The 18,537-nt window shown below is 63.0% G+C and carries 10 protein-coding genes; 5 read left to right on the top strand and 5 right to left on the bottom strand.

All coding sequences use genetic code 11. The annotated features are described in order from the left end of the window. Positions 1–368 precede the first annotated feature (368 nt). Entirely contained in the window at positions 369–3,284 is a 2,916-nt protein-coding gene (locus NN5_RS04845) for a TonB-dependent receptor domain-containing protein (RefSeq protein ID WP_067732892.1), read from the top strand. Positions 3,285–3,397: 113 nt separating this feature from the next. Next, positions 3,398–4,930, top strand: coding sequence for a 2OG-Fe(II) oxygenase family protein (locus NN5_RS04840; protein ID WP_067732891.1), 1,533 nt, complete (start codon positions 3,398–3,400; stop codon positions 4,928–4,930). Here NN5_RS04840 and NN5_RS04835 read toward each other — a convergent pair. After that, positions 4,927–6,396 (bottom strand): tetratricopeptide repeat-containing sulfotransferase family protein, encoded by a 1,470-nt coding sequence (locus tag NN5_RS04835; protein ID WP_067732890.1) that lies wholly within the window; start codon positions 6,394–6,396, stop codon positions 4,927–4,929. The two genes, NN5_RS04840 and NN5_RS04835, sit on opposite strands and share 4 nt — an antisense overlap. Before the next feature lie 118 nt (positions 6,397–6,514). After that, positions 6,515–6,766 (bottom strand): hypothetical protein, encoded by a 252-nt coding sequence (locus NN5_RS04830; protein WP_157081013.1) that lies wholly within the window; start codon positions 6,764–6,766, stop codon positions 6,515–6,517. Positions 6,767–6,950: 184 nt separating this feature from the next. Here NN5_RS04830 and NN5_RS04825 point away from each other — a divergent pair, with 184 nt between their 5' ends. Together NN5_RS04825 and NN5_RS04820 are read left to right on the top strand one after the other, a co-directional pair. After that, the gene (locus NN5_RS04825) at positions 6,951–7,484 is read left to right on the top strand and encodes a hypothetical protein (RefSeq protein ID WP_067732888.1); all 534 of its coding nucleotides are present in this window, start codon (positions 6,951–6,953) and stop codon (positions 7,482–7,484) included. A 573-nt stretch (positions 7,485–8,057) separates the two neighbouring features. After that, positions 8,058–11,024, top strand: coding sequence for a TonB-dependent receptor domain-containing protein (locus tag NN5_RS04820; protein WP_157081012.1), 2,967 nt, complete (start codon positions 8,058–8,060; stop codon positions 11,022–11,024). Positions 11,025–11,102: 78 nt separating this feature from the next. Here the strand turns inward: NN5_RS04820 and clpB are convergent, their stop codons facing one another. From clpB to NN5_RS04805, 3 genes are all read right to left on the bottom strand, one after another. Then, the gene (gene clpB / locus NN5_RS04815) at positions 11,103–13,682 is read right to left on the bottom strand and encodes an ATP-dependent chaperone ClpB (protein ID WP_067732887.1); all 2,580 of its coding nucleotides are present in this window, start codon (positions 13,680–13,682) and stop codon (positions 11,103–11,105) included. A gap of 176 nt (positions 13,683–13,858) precedes the next feature. Then, positions 13,859–14,983 carry a S8 family serine peptidase gene (locus tag NN5_RS04810; RefSeq protein WP_067732886.1) on the bottom strand — a complete coding sequence of 375 codons (1,125 nt, stop codon included), beginning with the start codon at positions 14,981–14,983 and terminating at the stop codon, positions 13,859–13,861. A 207-nt stretch (positions 14,984–15,190) separates the two neighbouring features. After that, positions 15,191–15,736, bottom strand: a complete 546-nt coding sequence (locus NN5_RS04805) for a DUF2478 domain-containing protein (protein ID WP_067732885.1) — start codon at positions 15,734–15,736, stop codon at positions 15,191–15,193. Positions 15,737–16,012: 276 nt separating this feature from the next. Here NN5_RS04805 and NN5_RS04800 point away from each other — a divergent pair, with 276 nt between their 5' ends. Beyond that, on the top strand, positions 16,013–18,472 hold the full coding sequence (locus NN5_RS04800; RefSeq protein WP_245656237.1) for a TonB-dependent receptor: 2,460 nt from the start codon (positions 16,013–16,015) through the stop codon (positions 18,470–18,472). The last annotated feature ends 65 nt before the right edge of the window (positions 18,473–18,537 follow it).

The raw sequence follows: 18,537 nt of genomic DNA, 5'->3' as shown, positions 1-18,537 counted from the left end.
GGTCAATGCGCCAGGACAGCTCACACCCGCTTGCGCAATACGATTTCACTCCAAAGGCACGATGCGCAACAATCAAGGCGATCAATGCCGATGAGCCACAGTTCCATTGCTTCACAAAAGCCCCTGAATCTCCAGCGATAGCCACCTCCGAGCCAGGCCCCGTTGGGCACACTGTTGCAACAAAAACACAGACGCAAAGTCATTTTGTGCGCAGCGCCAAATTGCATTGAAAGCCGGTCTGCGTAGCGCAACAACACCGCACCATGGCAGCAAGGCATCAAAAAGATGCACCGCTGCCGGCATCCGGGTCGCTCGCCAAGCATGGTCACTCTCTTGGTGGGCGGACGAAAGCAACAAGGGACACCAAAGTGAACACAACTGTCAAAAAGGCCGCTCTTCGGAGCGCGACGTGCTTTGCGGCATTCGCAATCTGCACGACCGGCGCCTATGCGCAGGATGCGGCAGATGATGCGAACACCGGCGAGGCGATCATCGTCACCGGTTCGCGCATCGTCAATCCGAACCTGACGTCGGCCAGCCCGGTCACAGTGGTCAACGCCGCCGACATCGCGGCGACCGGCACCACCCGCGTCGAAGATCTCGTCAACTCGCTGCCGCAGGTCTTCGCCGGCCAGGGCGGCAACGTCTCGAACGGCTCGTCGGGTACCGCCACGCTGAACCTTCGCAACCTCGGCGAAGAGCGCACGATGGTTCTCGTCAACGGCCGCCGCCTGATGCCGGGTGACCCGAACTCCTCGGCCGCTGACATCAACGCCATCCCCGCCGCTCTGATCAAGCGCGTCGACGTGCTGACCGGCGGTGCTTCGGCCACCTACGGTTCGGACGCCATTGCCGGCGTCGTGAACTTCGTCATGGATACCGATTTCGAAGGCTTCCGCCTCGACAGCCAGTATTCGTTCTACCAGCACAACAACAGCGCCGGCTCGGCCATCACTGGCCCGCTTGATGCTGCAGGTTACGACTATCCGTCGGGCAGCAGCGCCAACGGCGGCACGGTGGACACCACCCTCTCGTTCGGCACCAGCTTCGACGACGGCCGTGGCCACATCACCGCCTATGTCGGCTACCGCAAGATCAACGCCGTCCTTCAGGGCAGCCGCGACTACGCCTCCTGCGCCCTTTCCGGCTCCTCGATCTCGGGCTTCGGGTGCGGCGGTTCCTCGACCTCGCCGACCGGCCGCTTCCTGCTGACCGACGACTTCTCGAGCTATCAGCCCAATCCGGATGGCTCGGCCACTTTCGTCCCGGGCTACGGCATCTACAACTACAACCCGCTGAACTACTACCAGCGTCCGGACGAACGCTACACGGCTGGCTTCTTCGCGAACTACGAGATCAACTCCGCGATCAAGCCCTACGCCGAGTTCATGTTCATGGACGACCGCACCGTTGCGCAGATCGCGCCGTCGGGCGACTTCGGCAACACCTCGACCCTGAACTGCGACAACCCGCTTCTGTCGGCCCAGCAGCTCTCGATCATCTGCCGTCCGTCGAACATCATCGCGACCCGCGTCGATCCGACCACCGGCGCCTCCTACGACGTCGCCGGCGTGTACATCCTGCGCCGCAACGTCGAAGGCGGTCCGCGTCAGGACGACCTGCAGCACACGTCGTACCGTGCGGTTCTCGGTTCGCAGGGCGACCTGAGCCCCGAATGGTCGTATGACGCCTACTACCAGTACGGCCGCACCAACTTCGCCGAAACCTACCTGAACGACCTTTCGGCGACCCGCGTGGCCCGCGCTCTCGACGTCGTGACCGATCCGTCGACCGGCTCTGCCGTGTGCCGTTCGGTGCTGGATGGTTCGGATCCGAACTGCGTTCCCTGGAACATTTTCCAGCTCGGCCAGGTCGATCCGGCGGCAACTGCCTACCTGTCGACTCCGGGCTTCCAGCGCGGCCAGACTTCGGAGCAGGTTCTCAGCGCCACCGTCACGGGTGACCTGACCAACTACGGCATCGTCTCGCCCTGGGCGCAGGACGGTGTGCAGATGCTGTTCGGCTTCGAATACCGCAAGGAAAGCCTCGTCCTCAACACCGACCAGGCCTTCCAGACGGGCGACCTGACCGGTCAGGGTGCGGCAACGCTGCCGGTTTCCGGTTCGTTCCACGTGACCGAGTTCTTCACCGAAGCAAGCCTGCCGATCATTCAGGACAGCTTCGTCAAGGAGTTCTCGATCAACGCGGGCTACCGCTACTCGAAGTACAAGAACGCGGACAACAGCTTCAGCACCGATACGTACAAGGTTGAAGCGACCCTGGCGCCGACGGCGGACATCGCGTTCCGCGCCGGCTACAACCGCGCTGTCCGTGCTCCGAACGTACAGAATCTGTTCGCTCCGAACCGTATCGCCCTCGACGGCAACACCGACGGCTGCGCTGGTTCCGATCCCGAGTACACTGCCGCCCAGTGCGCCTACATGGGCGTGACCGCCGCACAGTACGGGAACATTCCTGCCAACCCGGCGGATCAGTACAACGGCTATATCGGTGGTAACGGCGATCTTTCGCCGGAAGTCGCGGATACCTACACTGCCGGTGTCGTCCTGACCCCGACCTTCCTGCCGGGCTTCACGGCTTCGGTCGACTACTTCGACATCAAGCTGAAGGGCGCCATCCAGCGCATCGGTGCCGATACCATCCTCAATGCCTGCGCCGAAACCGGCGACAGCTTCATCTGCTCGCTCATCCATCGTGATGCGTCGGGTTCGCTGTGGCTCTCGTCCAACGGTTACGTGACCGACACCACCCAGAACATCGGTAGCCTGCGGACCAAGGGTATCGACGTCGCGGCGGCGTTCGTCCACGAACTCAGCCCGTCGCTTGGCAAGCTCAACCTGAGCTTCCAGGGCACCTACCTGGACAAGCTGACGATCGACTCGGGCATCGGTACGCCGGACGAGTGCGCTGGCCAGTTCGGTCCGGTCTGCGGCACTCCGAGCCCCAAGTGGCGCCATCAGGCCCGCCTGGGCTGGGAAATGCCGAGCGGCATCGGCGCGTCGCTGCGCTGGCGCTATTTCGGCTCGGCCGACAATGGTGACTCCGAGCACTTCTCGCCGCAGAGCTACTTCGACCTGAACCTCAGCGCCCGCATCGAAGATCACTACACGCTGCGTTTCGGCGTGAACAACGTCTTCGACAAGGCGCCGCCGGTCACGGGTGGCTCCAACCTGGCCTCGGTCTACGGTAACGGCAACACCTACCCGAACGTCTACGACGCTCTGGGCCGTTACATCTTCACCAGCGTGTCGATGGACTTCTGATCCTTCGCCAAGCGTGAAAAAGTTGGGCGGCGGGCCATTGGCTCGCCGCCTTTCTTTATTCTAGAACCCGGGCCAGTTTTTACGTGCCCCCTCTCGGCGCAACGGGAACCGCAATGCAACAGGACGAAAAGATCGCCCGGGACCAGGCCTCTTTCCTTTCGGTGGACGAATTGCTGCGCCGCGCCATCCAGTCCCAGCAAGACTGGACCGAACGCGAAGCCCTGGCGCTGCTGCACGCGGCCCCGGCCGAAGCATTGCAGGACCCGCGCGTTCATCAAATGATGGGCCTGCTGCACCGCTCGCTTGATGAAAACGAGGCCGCCCTCGGGCACTTGGGGAAAGCCGCCATGCTGGCCCCGGCCGATGCGCGGATCGCCCATGGGCTGGCGCAAGTCACACTGGATGCCGGGCTTGATGCGCGCGACGCTTTTTCCCGCGCAGCAGCGCTGGCTCCGCCGCGTGACCGGCAACTTCAACTCAGCCACGTAGGAGCCCTGCTCGCGGCAGGATCGGCCAATGCTGCGGAAACCATGCTGGAAGCCGAACTTCACCAGGAGCCGGGCTGGGCCGAAGGCCACGCGGCGCTGGTACGGCTTCGCTGGCAGGCTGGCGAAGGCGATGCCTCCTGGCGCACGCTTCGGGCCGCCATCGACCACCGTCCGGCAGATACCGGCCTGTGGCGAGAGCTCATTCTGGGCCTGTTTCACGCCAAGAAGTACACCGCGGCTCTGGCAGCCGCGCGAACCGGCAAGGCCGCCTGCCCACCCGATCTCTTCTTTCTGTCGATCGAGGCAGCCTGCCTTGATGAACTCGAACAATATGATGCTGCCTATGCGGCATTCCTGAACATCGGCCGCGCGGCCGATGCCGGTGTCGCGCTCCATTTCACGCGCCACCTGCTCCACGCCGGACGCCCGGACGATGCCGCAGCCGTGGCGCAGGCCTGGACCGGACAGCCCGGTGCCCAGCACTTCTGGCCCTACATCGCGACCGCCTGGCGCATGACCGGCGATGCCCGCTCGCAATGGCTCGAAGGCGACGAACGGCTGATCGGCGTTCACGATATCGGCGCCCGCATCGGCGCCCTGGACAAGCTGGCGACCTTCCTCAGGACGCTTCACAGCGCCACGAGCCACCAGCCGCTGGAACAATCGGTTCGGACCGGCACCCAGACCAGCGGCCGCCTGTTCGCGCGCATCGAACCGGAAATACGCGCGTTGCGCGCCGCGGTCGTCGAAGCGGTCAAAGCTCATGTCGCACAATTGCCACCGGTCGATCCAAACCACCCTACGCTGGGCATACGGCCGCCGGACATCCGCTTTTCCGGTTCATGGTCCGTCCGCCTCACTGGCGAGGGGCATCATTCCGCGCACATCCACACGCAAGGCTGGTTCAGTTCCGCATTCTATGTCGCCGTGCCCGGCGACATGGACGCGACCGATCCGCACGCAGGCTGGCTGACACTGGGCGACCAGCCTGAATTCCGAGACTGCCCGCCTGCCTTTCGCACGATCCGCCCCAGGCCAGGTCAACTCGTGCTGTTCCCCTCGATCATGTGGCACGGCACCCGGCCGATCCATGAAGGCGAACGCATGACGGTAGCCTTCGACATTTCCCCTGGCCCCATGTCCAGGGTCAGGACCTAACGCGCAGACAGTCCGAGCACACCTCTGAGTTTGCCGATGTGGCCGGCATAATTGCGCCAGCGCCCCGATGAGCGCGCATAGATCGGTTCGCGCACCTGCCATGCGCTGGCGGTTTTCACCGCATTGGCAGCCTTGTGGAATTCCAGGCATGGCTCTTCCCAGCCCAGTCCCAGCCTGTCGAGCAGGCGCCGGACTTCGCCTTCGGTATCCCTCACCAGATCGTCGTAATGCACATCGACGATGTCGTCGGGCCACAGCGCTTTCCAATGCGCCATCAGCTTCTCGTATTCACGATACCAGTGCCCGGCATCCTCAAGATCGAAACCATAAGGCATCTGCGGCCCGAGATGCAGAAAGTGGATCGCGAGGCAATTGTCGAGCGGATCGCGGGTCGTGTGGACAATCTTCGCATCGGGAAACAGACGCTTGATCAGGCCGATATGCAGGAAATTATCGGGCCGCTTGTCCGTCACCAGGTCAGCATCCGGATGGCGCCGGTGCAGGGCCTGCAGATAAGAGGCGCGTAACCGGGCAAGGGCAGCATCATCGAGCGCAGCGGCATTTTCCGGATAGCCAGCAGCCAGCGACTGCACGATCGCAGGGATCAGATCCAGCTCCCCGCCCGCCGTCACCCGGGAATGGCGCGACAGGATCTGTTCGACCAGCGTCGATCCCGAGCGGAACATGCCGCAAATGAAGACAGGCGCAGCGCCGGGGCCGCCGGATGACTCCGATGGCGGCGATGCGCTCGGGAAAGCCCGGCGTATCCTCTCCATCGCCTGACTGGCTGCTGCACCACTGTAACCCGGGAAGCGGGGTCCCAGCGCTTGCCGGGCGGCAAGGTTCGCGGCGTTGAACGCCGTAAAAGCCGCATCGTAATCACGGCAACGGTCCAGCAACGTTCCAAGGGCAAACAGGAGATCGGCCCGTTCGCCGGGTTTCAGGCTGGCGTCACCGGCGGCACGGCGTACACGCTCTATCAGGGGATCCCCGGGGCCGGACACATCGGCCAGCAAAGCCCCCCGCGCCAGCGCAAGCATGCAACGGGGATCGGCTTCCAGCGCCCGGTCATAGAGCCGCCGCGCCTCTTCGCGTTGCCCCAGGTCTTCACAGAGATTGCCGAGATTGAGCAGGGCCGGAACATAGTCCGGCTTGAGCTCAAGCGCGCGGCGCAGTTCAACCGCCCCCTCTTCCGGGCGCGCCATGTGGTCGGTCAGGATGGCGGCGCGGTTGAGGTGGACTTCCTCCGCGCCGGACACCCCCTTCGCCAGCGCCATCTGGTATGACTGCAAGGCAGCATCGAACTGACGCGCCTGCCGCTGCAAGTAGGCGAGATTGAACCAACTGTCCGGCAAGTCCGGAAAGGCGGCCAGCAAATCCTTGTACGCAGCGATTGCCTCGATCACCCGGCCGGCGTTCATCAGTTCACGGGCACGGGAAAGAAGCGGTGGGAGGCGGTCAGTCATGGGCTCGTATCAGATCGGCAAACGACCGGGCGCGCCAGCCTCGATGCATTGCCTCCACCCGCTACAAGGCCAGGTGCAGCGCGGCAAGTTCAGAGAGAAAGAAGCGCCCTTCCCCGGCTCAGTTGCTCTTCCCTTTCTGCATCTGGGACAATTCCACTTTCTGGCGCGTATCGGCTCGGTATTCATCCCATTGCCGAGCCGTAAGGCACAGGCGGGTCTTCTTGAGACGCGAACCAGTCACCGACATGCTGCGGCAAATGACGCGGTTGGCGTCGCCTTTGCCGGGATCATCATTGGTACTGGCAAAAGCGGCCGGCGCGGCGGAAACAGCCAATACTGCGCCAACGGCCAAAATTGCGAGCGCTTTCATTATGTTCATCCTAGTAAATTGCTGAATATTCGAAGCCTAACAAACCCTCGAAAGGTTGTCGCCCCTCTTGTGCAAGCGCAGCAAGAACAGCCGTGGAAACACCTGCCGTCACCCTCCCGTTGACTTGCCCGATCCTTGTGATCGTTGCTAAGCAACCACAATCCAAGCCACAAAGGGATCGGGCATGAGCAAGAAATTCCTGCTTACACTGGCTACTGTTGTCATCATTCCTCAGAGCGCGCTTGCAAAGGACGACGACAAGGCGCCCCCGCCAGCCCTCTACAGCCAGCTTATGGATTGCCGTACGATCGCAGACCCGACGGCACGCCTGGCCTGCTACGACGCCAAGACCGCCGCGCTCGACGAAGCGACCCGCAAGAACGAAGTGGTCATCACCGACAAGGAAGCCGTCAAACGGGCCCGCCGCGGACTGTTCGGCTTCACGGCGCCGATCGGCAAACTCATGGGCTTCGGCGGTGACGATGAAGACGAAAACCGGATCGACGAGATTGAATCGACAATCGAAAGCGCTCGCAGGACTCCCGGCGGCTGGCACATCAAGCTGGCCGATGGAAGCGTCTGGGAGCAGAACGACACTCGCAGCTTCATCCTGTCCCCCAAGCCCGGCAATGCCGTGAAGGTCAAACGCGGCTCGCTCGGCACGTTTCGCGTGTCCGTGGCCGGCCAGCCCTCGGTCAAGATGCGCCGGGTCGAATAGCGCACGCTGCCGCCCGCTCACTGCCCCCCCCTGCACAAGGGGTCAGTCACCCACACAGCGCCAGTAAATAATCAACTGGCACGGCTTGCCAGCCTGTCACCGAGACACGGCTGCGCTTCTGCACAAGCAGATCTGCGAAGTAATATTATTACGTAATGTAAAAGTCCTGCGTAACATTTTCCACAAAGACACCATCTACTACGCAGCGTATCAAAACCTTTTCCAGACTAGCATTCATGTGTGCTTCCGGAACAAATCTTGCTCCCTCTCCAAAGTATGTAACCATATAGACACACTGAATTTGCCAAACATCTACATCCTGCAAAAATAGTTGAACCGATGTTCAGGTGGAGCAACAACCTCTGCAGGGCGGCCAAGCATTCACAGGATGGGCTGCCACCAAGTCCGGGCATTCCGTAAGGGAACGTCACGCCCGAAAGGGGAATGGCCGGGGCAACATAAATGCAGCAACGCATTCAAAGCCTGCGTCACGCTGCCACCAAAGTTCGGCCATCCTTTGTGGGAGTGTCACAACCCAACAACGGATGACCGGGGCAACAAGGGACACATCACGTGAAAACATCCATAAAGAAGGCTGCGCTGAGAAGCGCTACGTGCCTCACTCTTGCCGGAGCGCTGAATCCTGCAACGGTTTGGGCTCAGGACACCGAGGCTTCGGCAAAGGCAGAGCCGGAATCGACCGCGATCATCGTCACCGGCAGCCGTATCCGTCACGACACTTTCACGTCGCCGGAACCGCTGACGGTCATCACGCGTGACTCGATGACGGAACAGGGCTTCAACTCCACGACCGATGCCCTTCAGAGTTCTTCCGTCACGCAGGGCGGATCGCAGATCAACAACTTCTACGGCGGCTACGTCGTCGATGGCGGCACCGGCGTCAACACCATCGGCCTGCGCGGCCTGGGTCCGACGCGCACACTGGTGCTGCTGAACGGCCACCGTCTGGCTCCGGCCGGCACCCGCGGTGCGGTCGGCGCGGTCGACCTCAACACGATCCCGACCACTGCGGTCGACCGGGTCGAAGTACTCAAGGCCGGCGCCTCCTCGATCTACGGTTCGGACGCCGTCGCCGGCGTCATCAACATCATCACCGACAACAAGTTCACCGGCTTCAAGCTCGACGCGCAGGTGAACGTCCCTGAAATCGGCACCGGGCTCGACCGCCGCCTTTCCGGCCTGTTCGGCGCCAAAGGCGACAACTGGAACTTCAATGTTTCGGTCGACTGGCGCAAGCGCAACGCCGTCAGCATGGGCGACGTCGATTTCACCAAGTGCCCGATCGGCGGCTACCTTGATGGACAGGGCACTGCGTTTGGTGCCAACGACTACATCGATCCGAACACCGGCGAACCGAAGTGCTTCACGCTCGACAATGGCGGCGTGACGATCAACACCATCGGCGTCAGGACCCGCGAAGGCCAGGACCGCCTCACCGGTGAGACCGGATACTACAACCGCTTCGTCCCCGACGCCTCTGTAACCGGTGGTGCCACCCCCGGCTACGCCGGCGTTGACTACTATACCCGCGACAGCTTCGATCCAGACATGCTGAAGGAACCGCTGGTCACGCCGGTGGAAACATTGAACGTGTTTGCTCAGGGCAGCTATCAGCTTAATGCGCTTGGCAACGCCGAACTCTACAGCGAGTTCCTGTACAGCAACCGCAAGTCCTCGTCGCCGCTGTATCGTCAGCTCACGCTGGACTACGCCGTGGGCAGCCCGCTGGTGCCGGAATTGTTCCGCAACACGGCCTATCTCAACCCGACCGCAGTATCGAACGGCGAACTGGTCGCCCTGCGTTCGTTCATCGGCTTCGGCTTGCTCGATTCTTCGCAGAATGTCGATTTCTACCGGGCCGCGAGCGGCCTGCGTGGCGACACCGGGCTGAGCGATTGGCGCTACGACCTCTACGGCAGCTATTCCTGGTCCAAGGCCCGGTATTCCACCGCCACTTTCCTGACCAGCCGTGTGGCCCAGTCGCTCAACGTGGTGGACAACGGTGACGGCACTTTCAGCTGCGTCGATACGTCCAACGGCTGCGTCGCTGCGCCCGTCGTCGATGCCGCTTCGGTCGGCGGCAATCTCTCGCAGGCTTACCGCGACTTCATCACCCAAACCGTGACCGGCAGCACCAAGACGGCCGAATATATCGGCTCGCTCAACCTTGACGGTTCGCTGTTCCAGCTGCCGGGCGGCATCGCCAAGGCAGCGCTCGGCCTCGAATACCGCCATTCGCATCTCGACGACCAGCCGCCTGCAGAAAGCGTCGCCGGCGACCTTTACAATCTGACGTCTGCCGCCCCAACCGTGGGTTCGGATGAAGTCTGGGAAGTCTACGGTGAAGTCTATCTGCCGGTGCTGGCAAACATGCCGGGCGTCTATAACCTGAACTTCGACGCTTCGGGCCGCTACACCCACTACCGTTCCTACGGCGGCGAATGGACGTACAAGGGCTCGGTCGAATACGCACCGGTTCGCGGCGTGACCTTCCGGGGCAGCTACGGCACGTCCTACCGCGCACCTGCCCTGTTCGAACAGTACCTTGGCGCTACCAGCGGCTTCCTTTCGAGCAGCTACGATCCTTGCGACAACTACGCAGACAGCAAGAACCTCATCCTCAAGGCCAACTGTGCCGCAGCCGGCCTTCCCGCCGACTTCGAACAAAAGAACGGCGTGTCGGTCTACGGCGGCGGCGGCTCAAGCACCGGCCTGAAGGCGGAAACGTCCAAGAACCTGTCGCTGGGTATCATCCTGCAGCCAGTCCTTCCCCAGTCGGTAGGCAAACTGTCCGTCTCGCTCGATTACTTCAACATCGAGATCAACAACGGTGTGCAACGCGTCGGCGGCTCGAATATCGCCAACCTTTGCTATGGCTCGGCGAACTTCAACCCCGATGCCGGTTATTGCCGGTACGTGAGCCGCGATGCGAACAACGCACTGACCGTGATCGACAACTACGTGAACGTCGCGACCCAGAAAACTCAGGGCTTCGAATTCAACCTGCGATATCTTCGCGATATCGGTCCGGGCGAATTCCAGTTTGAGACCCAGGTCACGAAGTTCACCAAGCAGTCGACCGCGCTTGGAAGCAACGATGCTGAAATCGACTACAACAACACGATCGCTACGCCCGAATGGACCGGGACGTTCGATGCCAGCTACAAGATCGGCCCGGTCAAGTTCCGGTACGGACTGGACTGGATCAAAGGCACCGGCGACCACACTTATACCGTTCTCGCCACGGACTCGCTGACGGGTGAAGTCAATCAGGACAACCTGGAACTCTACAAGTATTACTACAAGCTCCAGACTCCCGACTACTTCCTGCATTCGGCCTCCATCCAGTGGGACGTCAACGACGAGTTCGAGTTCACCATCGGCGTGCGCAACCTGACCAACGCCAAGCTGCCGAGGATCTCGGCGGACACCTACAGCCTGGTCGGCAATACCCCGCTCTATTCGGGCTACGACTATACTGGCCGCACATTCTTCGCGAACGTGACTGCCAAGTACTGATCCGGAGCGGATACACAAAAGGAAAGGGCCCCGGTTTCCCGGGGCCCTTTTTCTATGTCTGCCGTCGGTGCAAGGGGATCACTCCACCCCGATCGCCAGCGCCCCATCGCCTTCGTCGATGTGCACGGTCGAACCGTCCGGCACCTCCCCGGCCAGCAGCTTCTCCGCCAGCGGGTCCTGCAGGTAGCGCTGCACCGCGCGCTTGAGCGGCCGCGCGCCATAGACCGGATCGTAGCCCACCCGGCCCAGCCAGCGCTTGGCGGCATCGGTGAGGTCGAGCACGATCTTGCGATCCTTGAGCAGCTTCTGCACCCGGTTCACCTGGATATCGACGATCGGGCCCATGTGTTCCTGGCCAAGGCGGTGGAACAGCACGATCTCGTCGAGGCGGTTGAGGAACTCGGGGCGGAAATGCCCGCGCACGACTTCCATCACTTGCGGCTCGACACTTTCGACATCCTGCCCGTCGGCCAGGCTCGACAGGTACTGGCTGCCAAGGTTGCTGGTCAGGATAATGAGGGTGTTGGTGAAGTCCACCACCCGGCCCTGCCCGTCAGTCAGACGGCCATCGTCAAGCACTTGCAGCAGCACGTTGAACACGTCGCTGTGCGCCTTCTCGACTTCGTCGAACAGCACGACCTGATAGGGCCGGCGCCGCACCGCTTCGGTCAGCACGCCGCCTTCCTCATAGCCGACATAGCCCGGAGGGGCACCGATCAGGCGGGCGACGGCGTGCTTCTCCATGAACTCGCTCATGTCGATGCGCACCATCGCGGTGTCGTCGTCGAACAGGAAGCCGGCCAGGGCCTTGGTCAGCTCGGTCTTGCCGACGCCCGTGGGACCGAGGAACAGGAACGAGCCCAGCGGCCGGTTCGGGTCCTGCAGCCCCGCGCGGGCGCGGCGCACCGCCTTGGAGACGGCTTCCACCGCGTCCTTCTGGCCGATCACGCGCTGGCCGAGGACTTCTTCCATCTTCAGCAGCTTTTCGCGCTCACCCTCCAGCATCTTGTCGACCGGCACGCCGGTCCACTTGCTGACGACACCGGCGATGTCATCCTCGGTCACTTCCTCGCGCAGCATGGCGTTGGCGGACTGGGCCTGCGCTTCGGCAAGCTGCTTCTCAAGGTTCGGGATCGTGCCGTAGGACAGCTCGCCAGCCCGGCCGAGATCACCCGAACGCTGCGCCTGTTCGAGTTCGAGGCGCGCGGCGTCGAGCTGCTCCTTGATCTTGCCTTCGGCGGCAATCTTGTCGCGCTCGTTCTGCCAGCGGGTGGTCAGTTCGCTCGATTGCTGCTCAAGATTGGCGAGTTCCTCGCGCAGGGTCTGGAGCCGGTCGGCAGAGGCCTCGTCGGTCTCCTTGGCGAGCGCCATTTCCTCGATCTTGAGCTGGATGATGCGGCGGTCGAGCTTCTCGATTTCCTCGGGCTTGCTTTCCACTTCCATGCGGATGCGGCTGGCGGCCTCGTCCATCAGGTCGATCGCCTTGTCGGGCAGGAAGCGGTTGGTGATGTAGCGGTTGGAGAGCGTCGCCGCCGCCACGATCGCGCCGTCAGTGATGCGCACGCCGTGGTGCAGCTCGTACTTCTCCTTGAGCCCGCGCAGGATCGAGATGGTATCCTCGACCGTCGGCTCGCCCACGAAGACGGGCTGGAAACGGCGCTGGAGAGCGGCGTCCTTCTCGACGTACTTCTGATATTCGTCGAGCGTGGTCGCACCGATGCAGTGCAGCTCGCCGCGCGCCAGGGCAGGCTTCAGGAGGTTGCCCGCGTCCATCGAGCCTTCGGACGCGCCCGCACCGATCAGCGTGTGCATCTCGTCGATGAACAGGATGATCTGGCCCTCGGCGCCCTTCACTTCGTCGAGCACCGACTTCAGGCGTTCCTCGAACTCGCCGCGGTACTTGGCGCCGGCGATCAGCGCGCCCATGTCGAGCGCCATCAGCGTGCGGTCCTTCAGGCTGTCGGGCACGTCGCCATTGGCGATGCGCAGCGCCAGCCCTTCGACGATGGCGGTCTTGCCGACGCCGGGATCGCCGATGAGGACGGGGTTGTTCTTGGTGCGGCGCGCGAGGATCTGCACGGTGCGGCGGATTTCCTCGTCACGGCCGATCACCGGATCGAGCTTGCCGTCCTTCGCGGCCTGGGTGAGGTCACGCGCGTACTTCTTCATCGCGTCATAGGCGTTTTCCGCCCCCGCGCTGTCGGCGGTGCGGCCCCCGCGCAGTTCGGTGATCGCGGCTTCGAGCGCCTGCGCCGTGACATTGCCCGCCTTGAGCGCCTGCCCGGCAGGCGTCGTGGTAGCGAGCACCAGCGCCAGCAGCAGCCGTTCGACGGTCACGAAGCTGTCGCCCGACTTGGTGGCAAGCTGTTCCGCGGAATCGAGCACGCGCACGGCATCGTTGTCGAGGCCCGGCGAAGCCTGCGCGCCGCTGCCCGAGACAGCCGGCACCTTGGCCAGGGCCTTGTCGAGTTCCTGCGTGGTGTAGGCCGCATTGCCGCCCGCGCGCTGGATCAGCCCGGCGGCCATGCCTTCGCTATCGTCGAGCAGGGCCTTGAGCACGTGCTCGGGGCTGATGCGCTGGTGGTTCAGACGAATGGCAACGGTCTGCGCGGCCTGAAGGAAACCCTTGGCGCGATCGGTGAACTTTTCGAGATTCATGGTGTGAGATGCCTCCTGACCCCGATGATATAGTGTTGCATATTTGCAACACAAGAGCCTCTACCCAATTATTATGCGTGCCTAATGTGGGCGGTCTTTGACAGTGCGCAACCGGGCACGCACGAAAAAGGGCGGCCCGTATCCGGACCGCCCTTTTCAACACGATTTCAGAGGGTTCAATGCGCGCCAATCGGATCCGGCGTGCCATCGGGATCGCCGGTGACGTGCCCGTCGGCGGAGAATCCGATCAGCAGCAACCCCGCAAGGTGGGGCGTTGCCATCGAAGTCCCGCTGATGGTGTTGTACCCGTCATCCTTCCAGGTCGAATAGATATAGACACCCGGCTCGGCGTAATCGACCGGCGGATTGCCGTAGTTCGAGAAGCTCGCCCAGCTATCGCCTTCCTGGAACGCGGACACCGTGTAGATATTCGTCCCGTTCACGCGCGCGGGCGAATAAGCGTTGGCATTGGCACCGTCATTGCCCGCGGCAATCGCGAACTTCACCAGGGACGACGCTGCGAGCACCGCAGCATCGAGCGCGTCGTCCGCAGGGCCGCCCAGGCTCATGTTGGCCACGTCACCGGCCTTGCCGTTCTGGCCGACCCAATCGATGCCGGCGATCACGCCCGCATAGGAGCCGCTCCCGCGCCGGTCGAGCACCCGCACCGGAATAACCGTCGCCCCGGCGGCCACGCCGATGACGCCAATCGCATTGTCCTTGGCCGCGATCGTGCCCGACACATGGGTGCCGTGGCCGTTGAGATCCTCGGTCTGGCCTTCCTCACGCGTCACGAAACCATTGCCCAGCGACGTATCGACCGTGAGATCGGGGTGCGAGGAATCGATGCCGGTATCGATGATCCACGCCCGCTTGCCCACCGCCGACACACCGCCATGGACGCGCGCCACGCCCCAGGGAGTCGTCTGGCCGGTGCTTCCGCCGCCGCCGCCCGTCCCCGGCTTGCCCTTCGCGGCCTGGATTGGCGAAAGCTCGATAACCCGGTCCGCTTCGCAATAGGCAATCGACGGGTTGCGTGCCTTCATCTGGGCAACGGCCTGTGCACTCATGTTCGTAGAGAAGCCGTGGATCGTGTACTTGTACACGTGGCTGACGTGCCCTCCGGCTGCATTGGCAGCGCGATTGGCTTCCGACTGCACGGCCCCGCGATTGACCGCCTTCTTGTTGAAGACGCAGATGTACGAGTTCGGAATGATATCCCCGGTCTTGGCCAGCGCCGGACCTGCTATCACGAGCGCGGCGGCCGAACATGCCAGAGTTGCGATGAGTTTCCTGTTCATGTGCCCTCCTCACAGAAAACGGCGTCTATGACGCCCATGGAGGCCAGACTAACCCGATGATTTCTTACGTCGAGTACTTGTTGCAGGATTAGGCATACAAAATTTCGCGCCCACCCGGGCATCCAGAGATCACTCTGTATTCATTGCGATATGTGAAAAATCGCAAAACACCTTTTCCATGTGTGAATTCACAGTGAACCTTTTCCTCTAACCTTGGCCGGCGGCCAGCGCGGACCGGGCGTGCTGATGCGCGCGCCACCAGGCGTCGATCGCATCGGCCCGGTCTTCGAGCGAGCAGAACAGCGGGTCCGCGAAACGCGTCCAGGCATCGCGGCATCCGGGCGAGACATAGGTCAGCACCGGCACTTCGGCGCCGATGGCGGCAACGAAGGCCGAGAGCAGCCCTGCCCGCGCGGCTTCCAGCTTGCCGAACTTGTTGAGAATCACGAGATCGCAGCCTGCCGCGATCTCTCCCTCCACCGTGTGGCTGGCCAGCGCCGCCCCTTGCGGATCGACATTGCACACGCCGTCCTGACACAAGTCGGGATGATAGAGCCGGAACACGGCGCCGCTGCCGATGCAGTGCAATTCGCCCGCGCCGCGGCGGTCCCCCCGGTCCGGCCGGGCCGATTCGATCACCCCGGCGATTCGTACCCGCGGCTGCCAGCGGCTGGCGAAATCGCGAAACGATCGCTGGGCCGCCTTGCTGGATTCCGCTTCGACGACACCGACGGGGAAAAGGCTGACTGTCATGGGCCACCTCATGTGCTGCCAGCCACGATACACTGCAAGCCCATACTATATCTATAAAAATATAGATGTACCATCCTGTCGCCGCCGCATCGGGCAAATGGCGAAGCCCTCCCCCGAACGAACCCATGTTGCTGCGATGCAACGCTTATGACGCGATGCACAAAGCCCATTTCCAAGCATTGGCGGTAAATATATACAGATGGATATAGATAAAAGAATGAAGGTGGGGCGGGAGCGGGAGACCCTGGGGGCCTGACAAGACAAGGAGGGTTACTTATGGTTTTCCACGATTCCGTGGAGGGTTTCGTGCGCCCTGAGGGGGGCCGCGAACACAATATCGGCAACACGCACCGGCGATCCACCTGGGGCAAGGGGCTCCACGCGCTGTCTCTGGGCACGGCCCTGGCCGGCATGGTCTGCGCCCAGCCCGCTCTTGCGAACGAAGCGGCGGACGCGCTCGCGGACGACGCGGCCTCGGCAACCGACGCGGGAGGCGGCACCATCCTCGTCACCGTCCGGCGGCGCACGGAGGATTCGCAGAAGGTCCCTGTTGCCATGTCGGTGGTGAGTGCCGACACCATCACCCGGACCTACACAGTCAATACCAAGAGCCTGACCGAGCTCGTTCCCACGCTGAATTATGCCTCGCCCAATCCCCGCAACACCACGTTCAAGATCCGCGGCCTGGGAGCCGGCGTGGCGGCAATCAGCGCTGCCAACGACGGGCTGGAGCCGGGCGTCGGCTTCTATGTCGACCAAGTCTATCACGCGCGCCCCGCCACCGCTTCGTTCGACTTCACCGATGTCGAGCAGGTCGAAGTGCTGCGCGGCCCGCAAGGCACGCTGTTCGGCAAGAACACCACGGCCGGCGCCATCAACATCACGACCAAGAAGCCGCAGTTCGACTGGGGCGCCGATGCGGAGCTCTCGCTCGGCTCCTACGACATGGTGCGGGCGAGCGCCGCCGTAACCGGCCCGATCGCCGGAGACACCGTTGCGTTCCGGCTGTCCGGCCTCATCAACCGGCGCGACGGGCTCGTCACCAATGTCCGCTACGACAAGAAGCAGAACGACCTCGACAACAAGGCTTTCCGCGCCCAACTGCTGTTCAAGCCCTCCAGCGATTTCAGCTTCCGCCTCATTGGTGACTGGTCCAATGTGAAGGGCGATTGCTGCGTTCCCGAATACTGGAAAGTGGTGCCGACCCTGCGCTCCGCCGCGCGGCAATATCCGGCGCTGGCCGCCGGTCAGAACTATGCCGTGCCCAGCACCAATGTCTATGACCGCGTGACCGACATCGACGCCACGCTCGGGGTCGATACCAGCGAGGGCGGTCTCTCGGGGACCGCCGAGCTGGACCTTGGCCTGGTGACGCTCACGTCCGTCTCGGCCTGGCGTTTCTGGAAATGGGACGTCGACAACGACCGCGACTACATCGGTCTGTCGATCCAGACGATCCAGCGCATCCCCTCGCGCCATGACCAGTACAGCCAGGAACTGCGCCTGGCCTCGAACGGGCACGGCAAGCTGGAATATGTCGCCGGGCTCTATTTCCTCGACCAGACGATCAAGGGCAACCAGAACACCGTCTATGGCCCGCTGGCCACCTACTGGCTGCTCGGCTCCAGCTACCCCGGCGATCTGCTCGACGGCTACGGCCTGCACAACGACACCAAGTTCACCGCGAAAAGCTATGCGATCTTCGGCGAAGTGACCTGGCGCCCCCTGCCCCGCCTCGCGCTGACCGGGGGCATCCGCTACACGTATGAGGACAAGGACGGCACTTACGATGCCACCACCTCCGGCGGCCTAGAAACCACCAACGCCACCTACATCGCCGCCAAGAACTCGATCCTGCGCGCGCAGAGCTACACCGGCCATGTCGGCGACGGCAGCGCCTCGGGCCGGGTCAACCTCGCCTATGACCTGACGGACGGGATCATGGTCTATGCCGGCTATGCCCGCGGGCAGAAGTCGGGCGGCATCAACATGGCGGGCCTGCCGGTGGACACGTCAGGCAATCCGGTGCTGAGCAAGGCCGTTGTCGGGCCGGAAACCCACTCCTCCTGGGAAGCCGGGATCAAGACCACGACGCTGGGCGGCGCGCTCACTGTCAATATCGATGCCTACCGCACCGATGTGACGGACTTCCAGGCCAATACCGTCGATACCGTCGCGCCGGCCGCGCTGCGCACCTATCTCTCCAACATTCCCAAAGTCCGGGTGCAGGGCGTGGAACTGGATGGCGCCCTGCACGTGGGAACGCGCTTCTCGCTGCGCTTTGCCGGGGCCTATACCGACGCCAAGTACGTCTCCTATCCCAAGGGCCCTTGCCCGATCGAGATGGTCGGCAGCAGCAGCACCGTCTGCGACCTCAGCGGAAAGCCGCTGCCGGGCACGCCCAAGTGGTCCGGCTCGCTGGGCGGCGAATACGCGGTGCCGGTCCCGATCGGCGCGACGTCCGGCGACTTTTACCTGCGCGGCGACGTGAGCGCCAAAAGCAAGCAATACGGCGACGGGTCGGATTCGGCCTATCTGATCCTGCCCGGCTATGCGCTGCTCAATGCCAGCATCGGCTACCGCACGCCGTCGTGGGAAGTGGCGCTGTTCGCGCGCAATCTGTTCGACAAGAACTATCTCGACAATGTGACCGCGCAGGCGGGCAACAGCGGGCTGATCCTCGCCAATCCCGGCGAGCCGCGCATTCTCGGCGTGACGCTGCGCCTTCATCAATGACGCCGGACGCGGAAGGCTCTTGCAAGACCCTTCCGCGTCGCGCTTGCGGCGGAGCGCGTCTTTGC

It is taken from the genome of Novosphingobium naphthalenivorans NBRC 102051 (assembly GCF_001590985.1).
Lineage (GTDB): Bacteria > Pseudomonadota > Alphaproteobacteria > Sphingomonadales > Sphingomonadaceae > Novosphingobium > Novosphingobium naphthalenivorans.
The sequence above is the reverse complement of the archived record's forward strand: the minus strand, read 5'-3'. Positions and strand labels throughout refer to the sequence as shown.

Bases quoted from the DNA above. Each gene is read 5' to 3' on its own strand.
- NN5_RS04840 (WP_067732891.1), top strand. From the start codon at position 3,398: ATGCAACAGGACGAAAAGATCGCCCGGGACCAGGCCTCTTTCCTTTCG.
- NN5_RS04835 (WP_067732890.1), bottom strand. From the start codon at position 6,396: ATGACTGACCGCCTCCCACCGCTTCTTTCCCGTGCCCGTGAACTGATG.
- NN5_RS04830 (WP_157081013.1), bottom strand. From the start codon at position 6,766: ATGAAAGCGCTCGCAATTTTGGCCGTTGGCGCAGTATTGGCTGTTTCC.
- NN5_RS04825 (WP_067732888.1), top strand. From the start codon at position 6,951: ATGAGCAAGAAATTCCTGCTTACACTGGCTACTGTTGTCATCATTCCT.
- clpB (WP_067732887.1), bottom strand. From the start codon at position 13,682: ATGAATCTCGAAAAGTTCACCGATCGCGCCAAGGGTTTCCTTCAGGCC.
- NN5_RS04810 (WP_067732886.1), bottom strand. From the start codon at position 14,983: ATGAACAGGAAACTCATCGCAACTCTGGCATGTTCGGCCGCCGCGCTC.
- NN5_RS04805 (WP_067732885.1), bottom strand. From the start codon at position 15,736: ATGACAGTCAGCCTTTTCCCCGTCGGTGTCGTCGAAGCGGAATCCAGC.
- NN5_RS04800 (WP_245656237.1), top strand. From the start codon at position 16,013: ATGGTTTTCCACGATTCCGTGGAGGGTTTCGTGCGCCCTGAGGGGGGC.